Below are 19,906 nucleotides of genomic sequence, written 5' to 3'. Positions count from 1 at the left end.
GTGCAGGGGAAGCCGAAGCAGTCACATGCTCATCCCTGGACCAGGCGTAGTCGGAGGCTCGACCGTCGGCGGCTGGTAGATGGCGTGGTTCGTGCTGGATGGCATGGTGGCCGGGGTCGCCAGCGCGGTGAACGCCTCGGCTGTCTTCGGCGGCTCGGCAGGGCGCTGCTCGCCGCCGCGGTGCTGCAGCCACGACCCGTCGGAGTTCACGCTGAAGTACGCACGCACATCCGGCGGCGGAGCATCCGCCACGACGAACATCTCCTCGCGCTCGTACACCACACAGGAGCTCTGCTGGGCTTTGGTGATCCTGGTCGCCATGAGCATGGCAGCTAACGGCATGACGAAGGAGGCCAGCAGGAACGGCTTACCTGTCTTGAGTTTGCGCTCCAGATCGGCGTGGACCGCGGTGGTGACGACAGCGGGGCGGCTGCGGATGGCATCGAAATCACGGTCAGTGGGAGAGATCGTGGTGATCGACGAGCCGCTCAGGTTCACCCAGATGCCGCCGGCGGTCACCATCCAGTAGCCGGTATCGGCCGGGGGTGTATCGCTGGCACGAGCACCGCCTTCCCCTTCGTAGCCGTAGACATAATGCGACTGGCCGTTGTCGTGGGCACGGCTGGCGGCATGGGCCAGCGCGACCGAGACCGGTCCTTCCCACTGGTAGGGCCGCGCAGGTGCTGATAGTGCAGCGGCATAGTCGGCGGTGAGCCGAGTGGCGGCGAGTTCGGCTATTTGGAGGGCATGGGGAAGCGCAGTAGCGGACTGCCCGCGGGTGAGTGCGTGCATGGCGGCTTTGAGCTGTTCGACGTTGGAGGTCACCGGGGCATGCTGCGTTTCGACCTCGATGTCGATGGGCTCGCCTCGGTCGTGCAGTCGCAACGCGGCGGCGTACAGGCGGCCGAGTTCAGGATCGGTGAAGTCCTCCGGGCCTTCCAGTACCTGGCGGACCGCAGGAATCTGCCCAGGGTCGGTGAACAGACATGCCAGCAGGTGCACTTCGTGGTCGTGAGCACTGCCAGCGTTGCTGGATTCCTGCTCGGCAGGAACGGGGTGTGCCGCGTGCTCGCCAGGAGAGTCGGCCAGGTCGCGTGATGTTCCTGCCGCCTGCTGCGGCCCGCTGCCGGGCGCACCGGCGGTTACGGTGATGGCGGTGTGGTCCTGGACGAGGACGAATCGATTCTGAGCGGTGAACTCGGCCAGCAACGCCGCGAAGTTCGCATCGCAGGTACCGGGGTTCCAAGTGCGAACGCTCACCCATCCCTCGCGCCGGCCCGACCATTTGAAGTGGCCGACCGTCTTGACCGCTCGGACATCATCGGGGTCGTTTTTGATAGTGCCGCGTACCACGACGACATAACCTATCTTGGCCTGCTCGTCTGGCACGATCTCGATCCAGACCCGGTCCCGCTCGCCGTCAGGTCGGGTGCTGGCGCGGTGCTGGCGGGCGGCATTGCGCGCGTACTCGGCGGTGCCGCGTCCAGCGACGCGCTGCCCGTCAACGGTTCCGACCGCCACCTGACGTGACCATGAGGCGAATGCAGGGGCCGTGCTGATGGGCGTGTGGTCGGGACCGTAGACGATGACGCGCTCGTTGATGATCGCGTAATGGTAGCCCTCTTCGCCTTCCACGGGATCAGCGCTGAGCGGTGCCGTGGAAGGTTCGGCGGCATCGCCGGTGACATCATTGGACGGTACGGCCAGAGTACGGCCTACCGCCTCCACCGCCGCTTGATTGGCCTCCTGCTTGGTTTGGTCGATGACCTCACGCCGGGTATCGATCGTGGCCAGCGCCCGGTGGGCATCCCATCCGGTGAGCTGGGCCAAGCGCTGCAGTTCCTCACCCGTAGCCGCATCATCACCTGAGACAAGTGACGTGCCCTCGTCGTTCAGCTGTTTCAGCGCGGCCAGGGCGGCACGATGCACTTGCAGATGCCCGTGAATGCGCCGCCCATGGTCGGGCTTTTCACCCTGCGGGCGACGACGGGCCCAGGCCTCATCCAGCGCCTTGTTAGCGGCACGCCCGGCACGAGAGTTGTTCAGGTTGGTACGCGCCGATGAACGCGCCCACACTGCCCATGCCTCCTCAATCGCGGCCGCGGCCTGCTGCATCCGCTCCAGCGCGATGTCGACCCCTTCCTCGGAGGTGACGTCCGCGTACGGCCCCGGGCTTGCGTTCCCGGCCAGCTGGCGAATGTCGTCACGCTGTTCTTCCCGCACCAGGCGTAGAGCGGCCCGGTGCGCGCGCTCTTGGGTCGGGTAGGTCGCAGAGTCGACGAGATTCCCTTCGGGCAGCTGATAGATGCGAATCTGACGGCTGTGCCGGTAGTCCTTGCCAGTGACATGACGACCGCCCGGGGCGAGGGCCGTACTGAACGCCGGCAGGGGTCTCTGGCATGCTTTGCGCGCCTCGGCAAGTGTGGAGAACGTCGGCCGTTCCGGCAATGGGGCCAAAGGGGTCGTGAGGGGATCGAAGGTGTCGTCGGCGACGTGCGGCGGGCGGTTGATGTCGCTTTCCTTGACGGTGTCGCCGGCCTCTCCTGCGGTCAGGCGGTCCGAGGAGAGGGACGGCGTGGAGGGTGAGTCACCCTCCGCTGGTATGTCCTGCTGACTCTGCACGGTTGTGTCGCGTGCCGCTTGGGCGATGCGGGGTTCCGCCGGTGTCAGGGCCAGGATTTCGTCGCGAGCGGCCCGCACGTGCACCTCAAGATCGGCAACGTCTGCGGCGGGTTGCGGTGAAGACAACGCGGCCGAAGGCGCCAACGGGGCCGTCGCAGTGGATATCGGGGCAGAGGCGAGTAGCGCGGCCTTGAGGTCAGCGAGGAAAGCAGGATTATTACCGACGGCGCGAATCCGTGCTGCGTGGCGGTACCAGGCTTCGATCATCGCCTTGTGGAGCGCGCGATCGGCGGGGGTTTGATAGCCACCCCGGCCGGGTCGGGTATAGCTATCCGGGCTGGGCCAGGCCAGCTCCAAGGCGATCTGATAGGCGCTGTGCGCGGCCTGCTCAGCTCGGCTGAGGTGGTCATGAAGGAAAGCATCGAGGGTGTGCTCGCCCTCGGCGGGATTCCAGCGTGCCGCGAAATGGGCGGCGGTGAAGTGCTGAGCGGCGCCGACGACCGCTTCGAGCTTCGCCTCCCGGGTGCGTTTGCCTGAGGCGGTCAGCAGCTTTCCGGTTGTGCTGGTGGTCCAGGCCTGGTAGGCGTCCGCGGTCTGTTGGAGGCCGGCCAGGTACTCTGCCGCGCTGCCGTACGGGGGGCTGTCGTCGGCGGCGAGGCGATAGGCGTCTAGGCGCGCGTGGTGAGTGGCCGCGCCGCGCGCGATGGCGCACAGCAACTGACGCTCGTCGTCATCGCGGCAGCTGAGGCCGGCCTGCAGCGCGGAGGTGCGGACCTGATGCCACCACTTGAGCGCCACATGTAGTTGGCGGCGGTCGACGTCCTTTTCCATGACGGTGAGGTAGATCAGTTTCAGGGCACCGGCGTGCAGCCGGTCAGCGGTACTGGAGTGGCCGTACAGATAGGTCCATGTCCGGAGCTGTCCGATGACCTTCTCGCGTTCGAAGGAGCTGATTCCGCCGTCGAAGTACGGCTCTGGGGGAGCGTCCAGCTGCCTGAGCGCGAGACGGACCTTCTCGTCAGTGGCGCTGTGCTTTTGCGACTGGGTCATCAGCGCTTCAGCCTGGTCGGCCGGGATGGCGTACAGGCGCGCACCGTGCTGGGCGGCGTGCTCAGCCATCTGGCTGGCAGCGCGGGCCAGGGCCCCGGCTGCGGCATCATGCAGGGCCGAGGCGAGGGCGTTGATGGCGGCGCATGCGGTGGTGATGGCATCGCGGTCGGTGCCCGCGGCGAAAGCCGTCACCTGCCGCACCAGCCGATCGCGCAGTTCCTCGATCGCGGCACCGATCGTCTCCTCGGTGACCTGGTGAGGCGTTGCCGTCTGCATGACGGTGACCAGGTCGCTTTGGATCCGGATGCGGCCCGCGGCGATCTCGGCGCCGGACTCATACGGGTCGTGCAGCACCGCCAGTGACCGGTAGTCAACCTCTGGTGCCGCTTGCATCTCTCGGACGGGCGGCGGGAATTGCTGCGGCGCGCCGGCCAGTGTGAGGAAGGCACCTGCGTGCTGGTAGGTCCATCGGCCATCAGGGGTGATCGCCAGGTGTCCCCCTGCGGGGGCGAACGTGGTTGCAGCGAAGCGCTCATCGGAGGGGAAGACGTAGCAGACGCGGTCGATGATGCGCGCCCGCTCGGCCGCGGCGCGGCAGGCGTCCCCGAGACCGGTATGCCGGGTGCTGTCGTAGACCAGGTCCTCGGCCCCGTCGGTAAAGACGCGATACAGCTGCAGCGTGGCCAGCTGTTCGATGTTGTCGCGGAAGGCCTGGTCGCTCCAGTAGCGGTTGCGGAAGTCCTCGGGCACGTCGGGGAAGCCGTCCAGGGACTGGTTGTTGGTCCAGCGCTCCAGCAACAGCAGCGTGCTCAGCGGAAGGTCCGGGTGGGCGTGGACGTAGCTGCGGAGCTGCTCGTCTTGGCTGGCGCTGTGCAGCAGGCGCCAATAGACCTCGACGTCCGGCGATTCCTCCGGGGCACCGGATGCGGACGGCGGGGCAGGGTTGGCCTCCCGCCACAGCGCCGCCAGCTCGGGCACCAGCACGGTCGCGGTGAAGTCCTCGCCGCCGATCAGGCCATTCTTCAGGTAGGCGACCTCGATGCGGGTGGCCACCGGGATGTGCACGCGCACCAGACCGTCGTTGACGGCCTGGAACAAGTCGATGAGCAGCTCGTGCTCACGCAGGTAACTCACCGGCGAGCCGTCAGCCGGAGTGATCCGGTAAACGCGCTCCTCGAGTGTGCTCTGCGCGGCAGGGGATGCGGAGCGGTCAGGCTGGGCCGTCGGCGCCGGGTCGGGGGACCCTCGATCCACCGCAACGACCGGTGCAGCATCCTCGGTGTGCTCATCGCCTACGGAGGCCGAAGCCTTCCCGCCGTCTCGCTGCCGCTGTTTGACCGGGTGGCTATCAGGTTGGCTCGGCAACCAGGTCTCCGTGTAGGCCTGCATGACCAGCGGCTGCTTACCCGGGTCTTGGTCGCCGTAGCGGGCGGCGAACCAGGTCGCGAACTCCTCGGCGTCAGGTGCCTGCAGACCTTGGGCAACGGTCAGCGCGTGGGCATGTGCTGCCGCACGGGCGGGTGACATAACCGACCCTCCGGAAGAGGCTGTCCCGCCCTCCTTGGCATGATCCTTCTTCAGCTCCTCATCCAGCGCTTTAAGGCGTTTTTCCAGCTCGCTGAGCTTCGGTGCTTCCCGGAACGGCTTGCCGATAGAGGCAGTAGCGTTGACGATATCATTCTCGAATTCCGCGACCTGCTTTTCTGCGACTTCGCGTAATTCTTCCAGAGCCGAGAGCTTGTTTTCGAGCCTAATGACGATTCCGGAGCCGCCCGGTAGATTCCGGTGATCCAGGAACACGGAATCCCCCGGACAGTCTTCCAGGCTCAGCATGACAGACATTTCCACGCCGGACATGAGATGAGCGATGATTCGGAAGCCGCCGATCTCGCCGACAGCGGTCTCGTAGACCGATGAACTCTTGTGATATCTCATGCGGGTAGTGATCAACTGGCGAAGACGTTCGGCCGCTTCGGTTCGCTTGGTGTACGTGACGCCGTCGACTTCCATGCTGAAGGCGTTGCCGGCGGTGGGGATGCGCCTATCGATCGCTTTGTTGATGACGCCTATTCTTCGTTTCCGAGTATTTATCTCGTCCTCGCGTTTGGCGATGGTGAGGCGGAGGTTGTTCTGATCCCGGGCGTGCTGGCTGCGGCGTCGCTTCAGTTGTTTGAGATCGGCTTCCAGTTGTGCTTTTTCCATGATGCGGGGATCGTCGGCGCCGACTGAGGCGATCTGCGCGTACATGATGGTGTCCCCGTCAGGGATTTCCAAGGTGCGTACGCTCGGATCGCGCTTCTTCAAGTACTTCAAGAAGTCGGATTTACGCTCGCAAGCCTGATCGCGGAATGGTTCGTAGGAGCGCTGGGTCCGATAGATTTTGATGAATATCTCTGAGTTCTGGTTTCCTTGACGGCGTCCACGGGCGTCTTCTTGCTCATGGTAGTCGGGCCGCCAGTGTCCATGGACCTTGTGGATGCCAATAACCCTCTTTTGGACGTTGGTGCCGACACCCATCTTCTCGGTGCTGCCGATCAGCACGTCGACATGGCCGGCATTGCAAGCGGAAAACAGTTCTGCCTTTTGTCGCCGGTTGGTGGCCTCATGGATGAAACGGATCCGTTCCTGAGTCATTCCCTTGGAGACCAGTCGCTCCCGCAGCTCATCATAAAGGTCAAGGCTGGCTCCACCGGGCACACCCATGTTGCAAAACACCAGCTGCAAGCTGCCCTTGACCGGATCCGGTTCGCCCTCCTTGGTGACGTAGTGGTCGTCGTCTTTATGGAGCAGCCACTGCTGGTAGATTTCCTCGGCGATGAAGCTGAATTTTTGCGGTTCTTTGGTACCGCGGTAGACCAACCCGAGATGTTGAGCGGCTTTAAGGCCGTCTTGAATGACGGAGACGACCGTGTCCATCCCCTTTTCACGGCGAGCGCCCTTGGCGGCGCGGTAGCGCGGTTCCAGCACACCGGCCTGGTAATCCAAGAGCTCGGCAGAGGGCGGGATGGGGATGATCTCAGGGGCTCCGCCGGTGAGAGCAGGTCGTTCCAAGCCCAGATCGTCATAGCCTTTGATGTCGGCGACTTCGTGGTAGGTAAGCAGCAACTCGGGGACGTTGACCAGCTGAGTGCAGCGGCTCTTGGGCTCATAAGCACCGTTGGCCTTCAACTCCAGCCGGGTCTTTTGCGTGGCGTAGGTGCCCAGCCAGGAGTCCGGGGTGTCGAACCCAGCCTCCTCCAGTCGGTCTGGGCGCAGGAAGCGCTCCACGACGTGGATCTGAATGATCTTGTTGGTAACAGGTGTGCCAGTGGCGAAGGTGACGACCCGTTTGCCGTAGCGGGCGCGGGTGTAGCGGATCTTCATCTCGGCGTCGAACGCGCGAGCCGAACCGGGGATCATCTGGTCTTGGACGTTGGAAGGGGTGAACAAGTTGTTCAGGTCTTGGGATTCGTCGTAGCAGATGTAGTCGATTCCAGTGTGCTCCCACGACAGGCCGCCGTACTTGGTGTGCGCTAGCTTGTCTTTGGCGCGCTCCTCGAATTTTTCCAGCGCGGTGGCGGATTCCTTAATACTGCGCTCGTCGGATTCGCCCTCGGCCGCTTCTGTAGCGGCTGCGACCATCTCATTCAGCCACGTGAGGTACTCCTTTTGGGAGTCTTCGGTCATGGCGATCTTCTCGAATGCCGAGCGGGTCAAGATGACGGCGTCCCAGTCGCCGGTGGCGCACTGGGCGATGAACTCCCGCTGGCGTTTTCCGGGAATGGTTTCTTTGCTTGAACGATCAGCAAGGTCATCATTGTCGGCACATAGGATCCTCGCCTGCGGATATGCCCACAGGAACTCATCGCGGATCTGGTTCAGCATATGGTTCTTAACGCAGATGACCGGCTTGTTGATCAAACCGAGTCGTTTGAGCTCCATGACCCCGATGATCTGCTCTAGGGTCTTGCCGGCACCCATGTCATGGAACAGGCCCACTGACGGCTCATAGATCATCCGGGCGACCGCGGCGATCTGGTGGGGGTGCGGAGTGATCGTCTCGTTCAGCCCGGGCAGCGACAGCTGCACATCGTCGTAGCTGCGCAGCACGATCGCGTTGTGGTGCCAGTTGTACAGGCGTGCGACGTCATCGGCGCGTTGTACGTCTTCCCATACCCATGTGCTGAAGCGCTCGTTGAGGTCTTCAGCCTTGGCTTGGGCGGCTTCGGTTTCCTCATGATCGGGAACTACCTTGTCCTCTGGGGACTTCTTCGTCACGCGGATGGCACGCAGGTTGAGCAATGTCTCGGCCAGGCGGCCGGCAGGCACCTTCTTGGTTCCCCAGGTACTGGTTGCCAGCACGCTGGAGCGGCTATCGCCCTGGACCTTCCAGGAGCCCTTCTCCCGGGTGACGGTCAGGTTCTCATCGTCCAGCAGCTCGCGCAGGAACTGCTGGACGTAGTGGGGTCGGACGAAGATGCAGCCCAGACGGGCCTCGATTTCGGCCGGGCCCAGGTCTTCGGGGATGACCGCGGTCAGGGCGTCGACGTTGACCTGAAACGCCGGGTCGCGTTCGGCGGCCTGCTGGGCCTGCTTGAGTTTGACGCGCACATTTCCCGACAGGTACGCCGGGGCCGGCACCAGCTCCCTGCTGTCGGGATCATCGAAGACCAAAGTGCCCAGCGCCTCCCGGGCGGCCTGCTCTCCGTCGAGGCCGAGCAGGCGCGCGATCACCTCCAGCCGAACCTCGGCGTGAGCGTCCAGGCAGATGGCCAGCGCGTCTGCCGGGGTGTCGGCGTGGGTGCGCGGTGTACGGAATGGAACCACACGGCGGCGGAAGATGTCGGCCTTGGTGGCGGTTTCGGTGGTGGCGTCGAAGCGCTCCAGCGCCTGAACGGTGGCGCCGAAAGGATCCAGTAGCAGCCGGGTGAGTACCGCGGGGCGGCGCTTGATCTCGGTGACCTGTCCGGTCTGCTTGTTGGTGCGATGCTGAATGGTGCTGCGGTTGAGGAACCCGTAGGTGGCCTGGTAGGCGTCATAACGGTGGTTGAGCTGTTGGCGCAGCGCGTCGATCTCCGGGGTGGTCTCTGCGGTGGCCGCCTCGGCTTCCAGCAGCGCCACCGCGGTGTCACGCAGACGTAGCAACTGCCGGAACTCTTTGATCTGGCTCTTGGGCACGGTGAGGGGCTCGTCGAAGCCGTTGACGACCCGGGTGAAGGTACCATCGCTGCGAGCGGTGATGAAGCCCTCGAAGCGGGCCTCGCGGGTGTTGCCCAGCCGCACCTCGTCCAGATTCACCGGCGGAGCCGTGTCCGGGCGGGCGCTGGCCGTCAGGTCGCGCTCTGCCGCGCTGGCCACGACGCGCTCCAGCACCGTCGCCAGCGCCGCATCCAGATCCCCGGTCGGCCGGACCTGCAATTCGGCCTCATGGTGGGAGCCGTGCCCGATGCCGAACTCACCCAGCACCATCTCTGGGTGGTCGCGCCAATATTCGTTGATCTCAATGCTCTGGCCATCGCGTTCCAATGTCACGGTGTTGTGCCAGGCCACCGGATCCGGCTCCCGGCCGGCTTCGCGACGCCGGAAGACCAGCACGTCGGTCACCACGTCGGTGCCAGCTGCCCGCTGGTGGGCGCCATTCGGCAGCCGGATGGCGGCCACCAGATCGGCGTATTGGGCGATCTCGGCGCGGGCCGCCGCTCCCTTGGTCGTCCCGTCCATGGTGTAGCGGGAGGTGATGAAGCAGACGATGCCGCCCTCGCGGACGAACCGCAGTGACTTGATGATGAAGTGGTTATGGATGGAATGGCGACCGGCGTTGTAGCGGGGATCGCTCAGCGCGGTGGAGGCGAACGGTACGTTGCCGATCGCGGCATCGAAGGTCCCGGCCCGCACATGGGTGTCGGCGAAGCTCTCGTTGCGAATGATCGCATCTGGATACAGCGCCGCGGCGATGTCGGCAGCGATCGATTCCCTTTCGATGCCCACCATCGTGGTGGGATGCGCGGTGTCGGTAGGCGATAGGCCGATGAAGTTGCCGATGCCGCAGCCGGCCTCCAGCACCAGCCCGCCGTCGAAGCCCAGACGGCGCAGAGCCGTCCACATCTGCCGCACGATCGCGGCGTCGGTGTAGTGAGTGTTTTGCGTGCTGCGGCGCAGCTCAGCGATCTGCTCGGTCGTCAGCAGCCGTTCCAGCGCTTCGCGGGCGAAGTCGAAATCGACGTGCCGTTCTTTGAAGACCTTCTCGGCCACCGCGCCGAATCCTGACCAACGGGCCAGGATCTGCTGCTCATCGGCGGTGGCGGGGCGTGCCTCGCGCTGCAGGCGTTGCAGCAGTTCCAAGGCCCGCAGGTTGGCTCGCACCCGAGCCATGTCCCCGGATGGGGCGAGATCGTCTTGGGTGCGCGGGGTAAATCGGATCAGTCCAGTAGAGCCTGGATCCGCTGCTCGTCCTCGGGATCCACCAGGATCAGCGTCTGCATCACTTGCTGTTCGGCCAGGTGACGGGTCATGTTCGCCCGACCCAGGTTCTCCATGAAGCTGTCGCTGGAGGGAGGCGGGCTGCTCTGTACCAGGGTTTCGATCTCCTCTGCCGCCCGCTCGCCCAGATCGGTGAAGAACTCCTCCGGGTTCGGAATCGTCTCCAGAAGCGCCGGCAGCCACTTCTGCCAGTGTTTCAGGGCTTTGATCCCGTACCGGTTCATCACCATCGATGTGATCCTTACCTTCGGAAGATGCGCTTGGACCGTCCATAGTGGCACCCGGCGAGGCGCTCCCCGGGCCGGGGGAGCGCCGGCGGGCCGTTGACGCCGGATGCCGGCCAGCGCTGGGCGATGCAGAGAGGGCGCCAACGCCATCGTCGTGGGCGGTCTCATGCTCATACCCCACCCTCGACGCCGGCGACTCCAGCCCCAGCTCAGGCAGCGGCAACAGGTCGGTGATGACCGGCTCTGGGGTACTCCGATCGGGACGCTCCTGCCAGAGCTCAGCCGCCCGGCGGTGATCGAGGAAACACCGGCGAAACTCCGGATCGTCGAACCGGCGCCCGTCCTCCCACAACTGCTGCATGAATTGTTCAAGGCCGGCCAAGCGCGCGGCCAGCTCGGGCGTGAGCAACTCCTGCGGCTCCAGGTGGGCCAGCGTCGGGTCAGCGGCAGCGACGAGGCCGATGAAATCGCCTGCATTCAGGTAGATGCTGCTGCGATCTCCGTCAGAGCGATTGGTGAGCACGAAGTCACCGTCGACGTCACGGGCCAGCAACCCCAGGACCCGGGTGGTGCCGTCGTTGTAGGCCACGCGCCGGCCCACCAGCGCCTCGGAAGGATGCTGGGCGTCGGTGAGGTGATGCGCGCTCCCGCGGTGCGGTTGGGCGGAGGCGGCATCCCAGCCGCGCGCGTGCAGCACCTGTTCGATGCCTTCGCGGGCAGCGGGCTGGTCGGTCGGGGTGTCGATGTAGGCCTGCAGAAGCTCGGCATCGGACATGGCGGCCCAGGACGCCCGTTGGCGGCGCAGCTGCGGGCTGGGCGTCTCGTACCCTTCCTGCTCCAGCAGGGCGACGACCTCGGTATACAGGGCTTCCGCGCCGTCAACGCCGCGCTGGCCAGCATCGCTGAGGTAGTCGGAGACGACCGCCCAGGAGTCGGGCACCTCGAAGGCATCCTCGGCCGTGATGGAGACCAGCAGTTCGGCCATGCGCCGCCCGGCTGCCTGCTGAGCACCGGTCGGATCCGGCAACGCGGCGATGCGCTCGGGCAACGCCCGGGCACGCTCGTCGGCCTGCTGCCGATGCTGACGACGGAGCTTCTCTTGTTCGGCGTGGCCGCCGTGTGGTGCGGGCCAGGACCCCGAGGATGCCACGGGGACAGCGGCTTGATCGTCGAGGCCGGGGCGCGAAGGTTCGGCGTGGCGGGCTGCTATCGGCGCTTCAGCGGGAGCAACGCCGGTGCGGTGCTTCGGGGAATCAGCAGCGGCCGAAGAAGCGTCGTGCACCTGTGCTGATTCACCGGCCATGGAGGCCTGCTGTTGCGCCGCTTGCGGAACGGCCGGCATCGGCCGCTCGAGGCTGCGGCCTTCAGACAGCTTGGCCCTGACCTCGGCCACGAGCTGATCGTTGAGGATCCACCCCAGCGATCCCAGGTCCACGCTGTGCCGTGCCCGGGTGACCGTCACATAAGCCAGCCGGAGGTCTTCCGCCGAGGGCATGACGATCGGCCCGTTGTCCTGGCTGAAGTTGGGCACCCGGAAATCATTGGCGATCTTGACGTGGTCCCATTCGCGGCCCTTGGCCTTGTGCGCGGTGGAGACCACCAGCTGCGCCGCCAGCTCCTCATCGGCGACGTTCTCATCGACCAGCCGATCGAGAGTCTGGATCAGCGATTCGGCGCCGTAGCGCTCCACCAGGTTCACGAACACTTTCAAGGACTGGTTGTCGTCATCGTTGCGCACGTGCTCACGCACGGCATCCCAGGTGCGAAAGCCAGCCAGCTCCGGGTGCTTGGTCCGGCGGCCCCTTTTCAGGTCCTGGGCCGCGCGGGCGATGCCCTTGAGGGCTTCGCCGCCGCCGACCATGGCCACCCGCTTGCCCGCTTCCAGGCTCTCCACGACGATCGCGATCGCGCCGGCGTTGGTCCGGCACAGCACCGCATCCGGTTCGGGCACCTCGCCGATGCGGGTGTCCAGTGAGGGGTTGCCTTCCAGCAGGAACGGCGAGCCGAGCAAGGTCAGGAACCGGTTTCCGGCCGCGGCGACGGCGGGGCCGAATCGCCAGCTTTGCGTCAGCGGCAGCGTCACATCGGCGGGCCAGCCCTCCAGGGCGTCGATGGCGCCGCGGAAGCCGTAGATGCTCTGGTTGGAGTCGCCCACCACGATGGTCTGCACCGGTTGGGCTTTGATGACCTTCATCAGGACGCCGTTGATGTCCTGCGCCTCGTCGAAGAAGATGATGTCGTAGGGCAGAAGCGGTTGGCCCAGAGCCCAGAGCTTGAAGTAGTCGTCGTGTTCGAAGAGCAGCTTCCCGGCCGGGTCGGTGATGTCGGCCCAGGCGGCATGCGCGTACTCCAACACCGCGGCCGCCAGTTGGGAGGTCTGGGGCAGGTCATGCGGCAGGTGCTTGGCGCTGAGTTGCTCATCGCCGCTCTCGCGGTAGCGCCGTACCGTCGCCATCGCCAGCCGGGCGGCTTCCTCCCCGGTGACCTCCTGGCCGTCGGCGATGAAGACCGCGGGGATTCCCAGCAGAGCGGCCTGCTCGGCGGGTAGCCGCACCCCCTTGTCCACGTTCTTGATCTTCTTTTTGTAGGTGCCGTCGATCAGCCCGGCCCGGGCGAAGGAGTGCGCGGTGTTGGCGGTGACGTTGCCGGGGAAGACGCCTTGCGCCTCATCGGCGATGGCGCGGTTGAACGCGAAGTAGACGATCTTCTTAGTCGGGTTGGCCTCGGCCATCGCGTGCGCGACCAGGCGCAGCGTGGAGGTCTTGCCGGTGCCGGCCAGAGCCGGGACGACGGCGTCCAAGCCTTGCATGCAGGCGTCGATGATGGCCTGCTGCTGGGCGGTGGGCGGGTAGGACGGTTTGGCTTTGGCCGCCTCGGCTTTGGCTTTGGCCGCTGCGGCGTTGCGGGCATGCTGGCGGTCCAGCTTGGCGATGGCCGCGCGCAGTTCGGCCAGATGACGGCCGGTATCACTCGGGGGGCCTTCATAGACCCATGTCCGACGCTCCTTCTTCCACCCGAAGCGGTTGTCTTTGAGGGCTTGACGCAGCGCCGGTGGGTCATTGAAGGCGGTGCCCGACACCGTCGGCGGGGTGCTGGTGTCGCTGATGACGAGTTGGCGTGCCAGGGGGCCGGGCGGTGCAGGCATGTCCTCGGAATCGGCCGCAAGCGCGACCGCCTGTGGCGGGGCCAGGCTGCTGGCCGATTCCGCCGTTTCCGACGCCAGTACAGGAGAGGCCTCCAGTACCGGTGGAGGAGAGGCCTCAGCGGCTGAGAAGGTGGAATCGGTCAGACCGGCGCGCCGGATCAACAAGCCGTGGAAGCGGGCGGCGACCTCGTCGACGGGCGTGGCGCTGGTCAGACGAAGTCCGGCGTCGGCCCACGCATCGCCGTACATGATCGGGAAGATGCCGCCGCCATCGGCCTTGACGTACACCGTCCAGCGACGCCTGCGCCGGTCCGGGCGCCAGCTGACACCGAACCCCTGGACCTCATCATCCCAGATCACCTCATGCTGGCCGTTGGGGATGCTGCGCCGGGCGAGCGCATCGTCGATCTTCAGCGCGTGCTGCAGATCCGGTAGGAGGTCCTCGGCCAAGGGGCCGGCCGGGCAGGCGTCCGGTGTGCACTCGTAGATGTGCTGGTGAGCGTCGTGCCAGGCTTGCTGTAGCTCCTCAGCCGATCGCAGCTGCTCCGGTACGGCGGGGTCGCCGGCTTCGCTGGGGACGGCAGGGGTGGCGGCGGTGCCTTCGCTGGCGGCGGCACTCGCCGGCGCGGCTTGCTCCGGGGCGGGATCCACTGAAGCCGGTGGGACGGGAGCCGCCGCGACGCTGTCGGCTAGCTCGGTCAGGGCCTTCCAATCGGGCGGCCCGGACACCGGCTCGGCCGTGTTGTTGACGACGCGGGCCCATATGCCCTGGTCGATTGTGTAGTGCGGCCGGTCGGTGGGCTCGGTGTCGGCGACGAACACGTTGTCGCGCCGGTAGACGCGGTAGGTCAGGTGCTGGTCGTCGGAGTGGCGGCGAGCGTGCCGGACGGCGTCAATAGGTAGGGCAAAGGCCTGGCGCATCCAGCGGGGGCCGGTGGGAGCGGTGCCGTCCGGGTGGGGACGGCGGACCCGGCCGATGCGGTCATAGCTGTGGCGGGGGGAGGCGCCTGCTTGATTGTCGGCGGTGACCGACAGGGTGTTGAGCCGCCGGACACGGTGCCACACGCCGTCGACCTCGATGAAGTCACCGATGTCCAGAGTGTCGCGGCTGAAACCGATCGCACCTGCTGGCGGCAGGACAGGTTCAGCTGCTGCGGCCTGCTCGGCGAGTGCGGCGGGGAGCGTCTGCCGGTCCTGTGGATCGGCGCCCGCGGCCGGGACTTCTGCCCGTGACAGCCCGGCACTTGCTGCATTGTTGACGTCGTTCAGCGCCGATGGCCGTTCAACCGCCACCTCGTCGGCTGCGGCGTCGTCGGCGATATTCGTCTCGGGGGCACCGGCAGGAGCAGATCCGGCACGCAGGATAGTTGCCGGATCGGGCAGGCCAGCGGTGGTGATCAGGAAAGCATGGAAGGCGCGGGCGGCCTCGGAGGGAGGCGTCGTTGCCGAGATCTTCGGCGATCCGGTGAGCAGCCACTGATTGCCCCAGTGGACCATCGCCCGTTCGGGACTGTCGTCGACGGTGAGGCTCCACGGCAGATCCTGTCCCGGGGGCTGCCAACGCACGCGAAAGGTGCGGCTGCCGGCCTCCCACACCACGGCGTGGCTGCCGGCGGAGATACCCAGCCGGGTGAGGTGAGCGGTGATGTCCAGGGCACGGCGCAACTGCTCGGCGCGGATGTCGTCGAGATCGCCCAGCGAGCAGTGGGCGGGGTCACAGCCGTGCAGTTCGTGCCAGGTGCGCCGCAGCTCGGTGGCGAGCGCGGAGGTGGGGGTAATCCTGGCGGGGCGGCCGTCTTCATCGGTGGCGTCGATCTCGGGGCCGTGCGTGAGTTCTCGGTCACCGATGTGCTCCAGTAGCCTCACCATGGTGGACCGGTCCTCTGCGGTGAACGACAGCGGATCAGTCTTCCCGGCGAGCGCGGCGAGAACGTCGGGGAGCTGGGTATCCAGGCGGGTCAGCAGGTCATAGTAGATCCCCGCAGGGTCGTCGCGTTGGGTGATCTGAGCCCCGCGCCCCCAAGTGATCGCATAGGCGCCTTCTGGGGCATGCCGAGCGAAGAACAGCCGGATCTTATGTGTCGTCGTGCTGCTGGTCCATGTGGCCGCTGTCAGCTTGGCCCGCATGCCGTACGGAAGAAGAGCAGCGACGGTATCCAGGAAGCGCAACCGCTCGATTATCGCGACGTTCTCCGCGCCCACAATGCAGACCGGCCGACCCGTCATCAGGAGCGATGCTGCGGATATTGCATCGGGTCCGGATGCGAAGGTGGCCGGATCGAGCTGCGGCACGTTCACCGTTAGCGGAGGCGTCGGAGTCGCGGGCAGGCTCGTGAAGGCGTGATAAAGCGCCTCGTACGACACTCGGTGTGCCGCCAGTTCTTCGTAGGGAACGTAGAACCAGCGGGTGTAGGCAATCCGGCGATTATTGGCATCCCGGTGCCCGGACCAATCCTGAATTGCCATGATCACATACTGAGAGATGTGTTCGCCGTCTTTGGTCGCCGCAACCGTGACGGTCACCTGAGGAAGTCCGACGGAGACAGCCATGGGGTAGCGGCCTCTGATCCCTTCGAACACCTGGGATAGTCGGTCGTTGCTTGAAGACAGCAGTTCGTAGTCGTACTCGCTGCCGGGCTGCTTGCCTTCAAGCGCCCATTCAAACGGAATCGCCTTGACAGGGGTGTGGTGCGCGGAGGGCGCTCCGCCTCCTTCAAAGGCGTGCTGCGCCGCTGTCGGAGTTGTGGCAGGGACTTCCTGCTGGGGCTGGAGATCGACGATCTCGATTGGATCGATGAAAGGGACGTCCTTCACCCCGGGGCCGGTTTCGGCGCCTGCAGGGGAGGACGAGGAAGTGGCGTCGGGCAGCGCCCACAGGTCGCCGAGCCGGATCAGGGCATCGGCGGAGGTGAGGGTAAGGGTCAGAGTGCGGCCGTCGTCGCCGGTGATGTCGATTTCGGTGCCGCGTGCGCCGAGCTGGCGGACCGCGTCCTCGGCCGCCTCGATGAGGACCTCGCGCTCATCGAAGTGCCAGCCGCGGCCGCGATCACCGATGATTCGCAGCCGGTCGCCAGGGCGGATGTCGTGGCGGTCGATCCGTCCGAGCGGGCGGCCTTGGCGGGTGTGGTGCTCGGCCCAGATGCGTTCGTTGTCGTGGGTGAGCGCGATGGAGTGGCTGCGGCCGTGCTGGCGGTCGTAGCGGGCGATCAGGTGGATGACGTCACGGTGCAGATTGAGACCGCGCGCCGAAGTCCAGCCGGTGTGCGTGGTGTGGTCGGTCAGCCGCCAGGGGAACGGCTGGTCCTCACCGTCGCGCAGCTGACTTTCCACTACGGCGGCCAGCTCGGCCGTTTCTTCGACGGATCGGCCCTCAAGAAGTGCGGCGGGCACGATCTGCAGGCCGGCGAAAGAGGTCACGATCTGCAGGCTGTTCTCATCGCCGGCGACCAGCATGTGCCCCTGCGGCGAGGGGACCAGGTGCGCGCTGGCGGCCAGCGCCGTCAGCCGCTGGCGGGCCTGCTCACCCGGATCGGCGTCGGCTTCTGCTTGCGGGACTCCGGTCGGACGGTCGGGCCGGTTGAGGTCGGGTAGGCCTGCGGTCTCGATCAGGAAGGCGTGGAACGCGCGGGCGGCCTGTTCGGGAGGCGTGGCCGCCGAGATGGCCAGCGATGCGGTGAGCAGTAGCTGATCGCCCCGGTAGATCTGGACGTTTCCGGGGCTGTCGTCGACGGGGAAACTCCACGGCGCCTCTGAGCCTGCGGGCTGCCAGCGCACGTACAGGGTGCGCGTGTCAGCCTCCCAAGCCACGGCGTGGCTGCCGGTGGGGATGCCGAGCTCGGTGAGGTGGCCGGTGATGTCCAGGGCACGGCGCAACTGTGCGGCGCGGGTGTCGTCGAGATCACCGAGGGAGCAGGTGGCCGGCTCACACCCGTGCAGGTCGTGCCAGGTGCGCTGGAGTTCGGTGTCCTGTTCGACCTCATAGGGGTGAATGTTGGGGATCGGGCCGGCCCCGTACAACGCTTCAAGATCGATTTCTGGTTCGGCCATGAAGCCCGCGTGGATGCGGATCTGATCGCCGATATGCCGCCAGCGCTCCACCTCGCGCGGCCAGGCAGGAGTATCCGGGATGGGCCGGGCGTCCCACCGGGCTTGGGCGTAGTCGGCGGCGCCGCGCAGCGTCTCGCGCGGCAGCTGGTCGATCTGCGCCACGAGGGCCGGAGTGTCCAGCCGCTGAGCGTACAGGTGTTTGGCCAGCGCGATCCCGTCCAGGTAGGCGGGTGCGGGAAGCGGGGAGTAGTTCTCCAGCGCCGCGGTACGGCCGACCGCCATGTCCCATGCCGGAGCGCACACCAGCAGCTCCCGTACCAGATGAGCCCGCTTGCCGGCCGGATCGATCTCCGTCCAGCGGCTCAGATGCTCAAGGGCGGCCTGCAGGCGCACCGCCTCGTAGGACACGGCCGCATCGTCCCCGGCCAGAACGCGGGCGTGACCGGTTACCTCGGCGGCTGCTGCGGTGCGCTCGTCGTCGGTGAAGAAGGCCAGCAGTTCGATCGGGGGGTCGGGCATGGCGATGGCCCGGGCGATGCGCTGGAGCCGGTCGGCGTCCATGTCGGGGCGCTGCTGGTCATAGACCAGGGCCAGGCGATCACGCAGCGCCCCCCAGGAAGGTGTCAGATCGGGGTGCAGGGCGGCGCGCGCGGCGGTGTAGTCCACCGCGCCGCGCACACTGTCGGGCTCGGCGCGCCAGGCCGCATCCAGGCTGGTAGCGGTGTACAGGTTCCGGGCCAGGGCGGCTCCGGCCAGATAGGCCGGGCTGGGCGGTTGGCGTTGCGCCACCGCCAAAGCGGCCAGGGCGACCTCATCGATGGCGGTGTTGGTGTCCAGACGGGCCCGCAGATCCATGGCGCGGGCATCGAGTTGATGCGGGCCGTAGCCGTGCAGGGAATGGCTCTGCGTGCTGGCCGGAGAAAGCGGTCGAAGGGCGGCCAAGTGCTGGCGGGCGAGCTGCTCGGCCTCATCAGTGCTGGCTCCGTTGGCCAGGGCGGCCCAGCGGATGATCGCCGCACCGGCCTCCAGGGATGCCTGCCGGGCGGGTTCCATGATTCGGTCGTGTTCGGCTTGGCGCCGCTGGGGATCCAGCGTGGCGGTGGCCTGGCGCACCGCTTCGGCCAGGCTTTCCAAAGCGCGGCCGATGCGATAGGGATTGTCGCTGTCCAACGCCTGCTGATATGCGGTGACCGCGGCGTGCACCTGCTTGTGTTCCTCCGAGGCGAACACCCCTGGCGCGGGCAGGAACGCCGGTTCGGCGGGCACGTCGACAGGCGCGACGGAGTCCAGGTCAGGCATGGGGGCGGGAGCGGCTCCGGGCGTGATGCCGCTGTGCTCACTGATCTTTTCAACGATGAGCTTCCACGCCGTGACCGGCGGCTGCTCCTGCGGGGCGGACTCTAGGGACACCAGGCTGCTGCGGGCGAAGGCATAGGTACTGGCGCCGCGCAGCGTCTGCGGATCACAGCCGTCCAGGAAGGTCCAGGCGTCGTCGGCGTCCGGTCGTTGCTCATGCAGGCGCCGGGCGAGGTCAGCGCCCTGCAGATAGGCCGGCTCCGGCAGCGGCGCGCGCTGGGCATCGCGGGCGTGGCGGGCGGTGATGGCATCCCATGCGGGAAGCCGGATGAGCAACACGTGCTCCAAGCAGGCCCGGCGCTGCTCTGCCGACAGGTGCGGGGCGTCAGTGAGTAGATCGAGCAGCGCCCGGATTATCATGCCCTCAGCGTGCAACTCGGCATCACCGCTGCTCTCCAACATGGTGAGGTGCCGGTCGCGGGCGTCTGCGGTCTGGGCGCGATCGACGGCAGTGAGATCGGCCAGCGTCTTGAGCGGCAGGCCGGGCAGGTGCAGGGCATGGGCCAGGCGGTGCAGCCGGGCGGCATCCATCTCGGGGCGGCGAACGGACCACACCTGTGTCAGATCGTCACGAGTAGGCACCCAGGCGCGCACCTCGGCGGGCGCGTAGCTGGGGTTGAGATCCGTGCGCGCCTGGGCGTAGTCCACGGCGCCGCGCAGGGCCTCTTCATCGGCGATCCAGGCATCGCCTGTGTCATGCTGAAGGTGCACGGACCGGGCGAGGTCGGCCCCGGCAAGGTAGGCAGGACTCGGCGGCCGGGTTTGGACCACCGACAGCGCTGGCAGGGCACTTTCGTTGCTGAACAGGCCGACGTCTAGCTGGGCGCGCATGACCATGGCGGATGTGTCCAGCTGCGCGGGTGTCCGGGGGGCCATGAACGCGGCCAGGCGGCTGACGCCGGCCAGCGGCTCGGCGGTGAGGCGCTGCCGGCGGGCGAAGTTGTCGGCTTCGGCGGTGGTGGCGCCGTTGGCCAGAGCGATCCGCCGGGTGATGTCGGCA

General features: G+C 66.6%; 1 protein-coding gene (only partly in view). It reads right to left on the bottom strand.

The genetic code is table 11. From position 1 onward, the window contains the following. Window positions 1–21: 21 nt before the first annotated feature. Window positions 22–19,906 carry the 3' portion of a UvrD-helicase domain-containing protein gene (locus tag AB0D67_RS29090; protein ID WP_362942835.1) on the bottom strand. The gene runs 13,313 nt beyond the window's last position, so the window shows 19,885 of its 33,198 coding nt (coding positions 13,314–33,198); the start codon falls outside the window, past its right edge — the gene reads right to left on this strand; its stop codon occupies window positions 22–24.

Origin of the sequence: Streptosporangium sp. NPDC048047, assembly GCF_040653115.1 — a bacterium.
Lineage (GTDB): Bacteria > Actinomycetota > Actinomycetes > Streptosporangiales > Streptosporangiaceae > Streptosporangium.
Note: the sequence above shows the minus strand (reverse complement) of the source record. Positions and strands in the feature narration are given on the sequence as shown.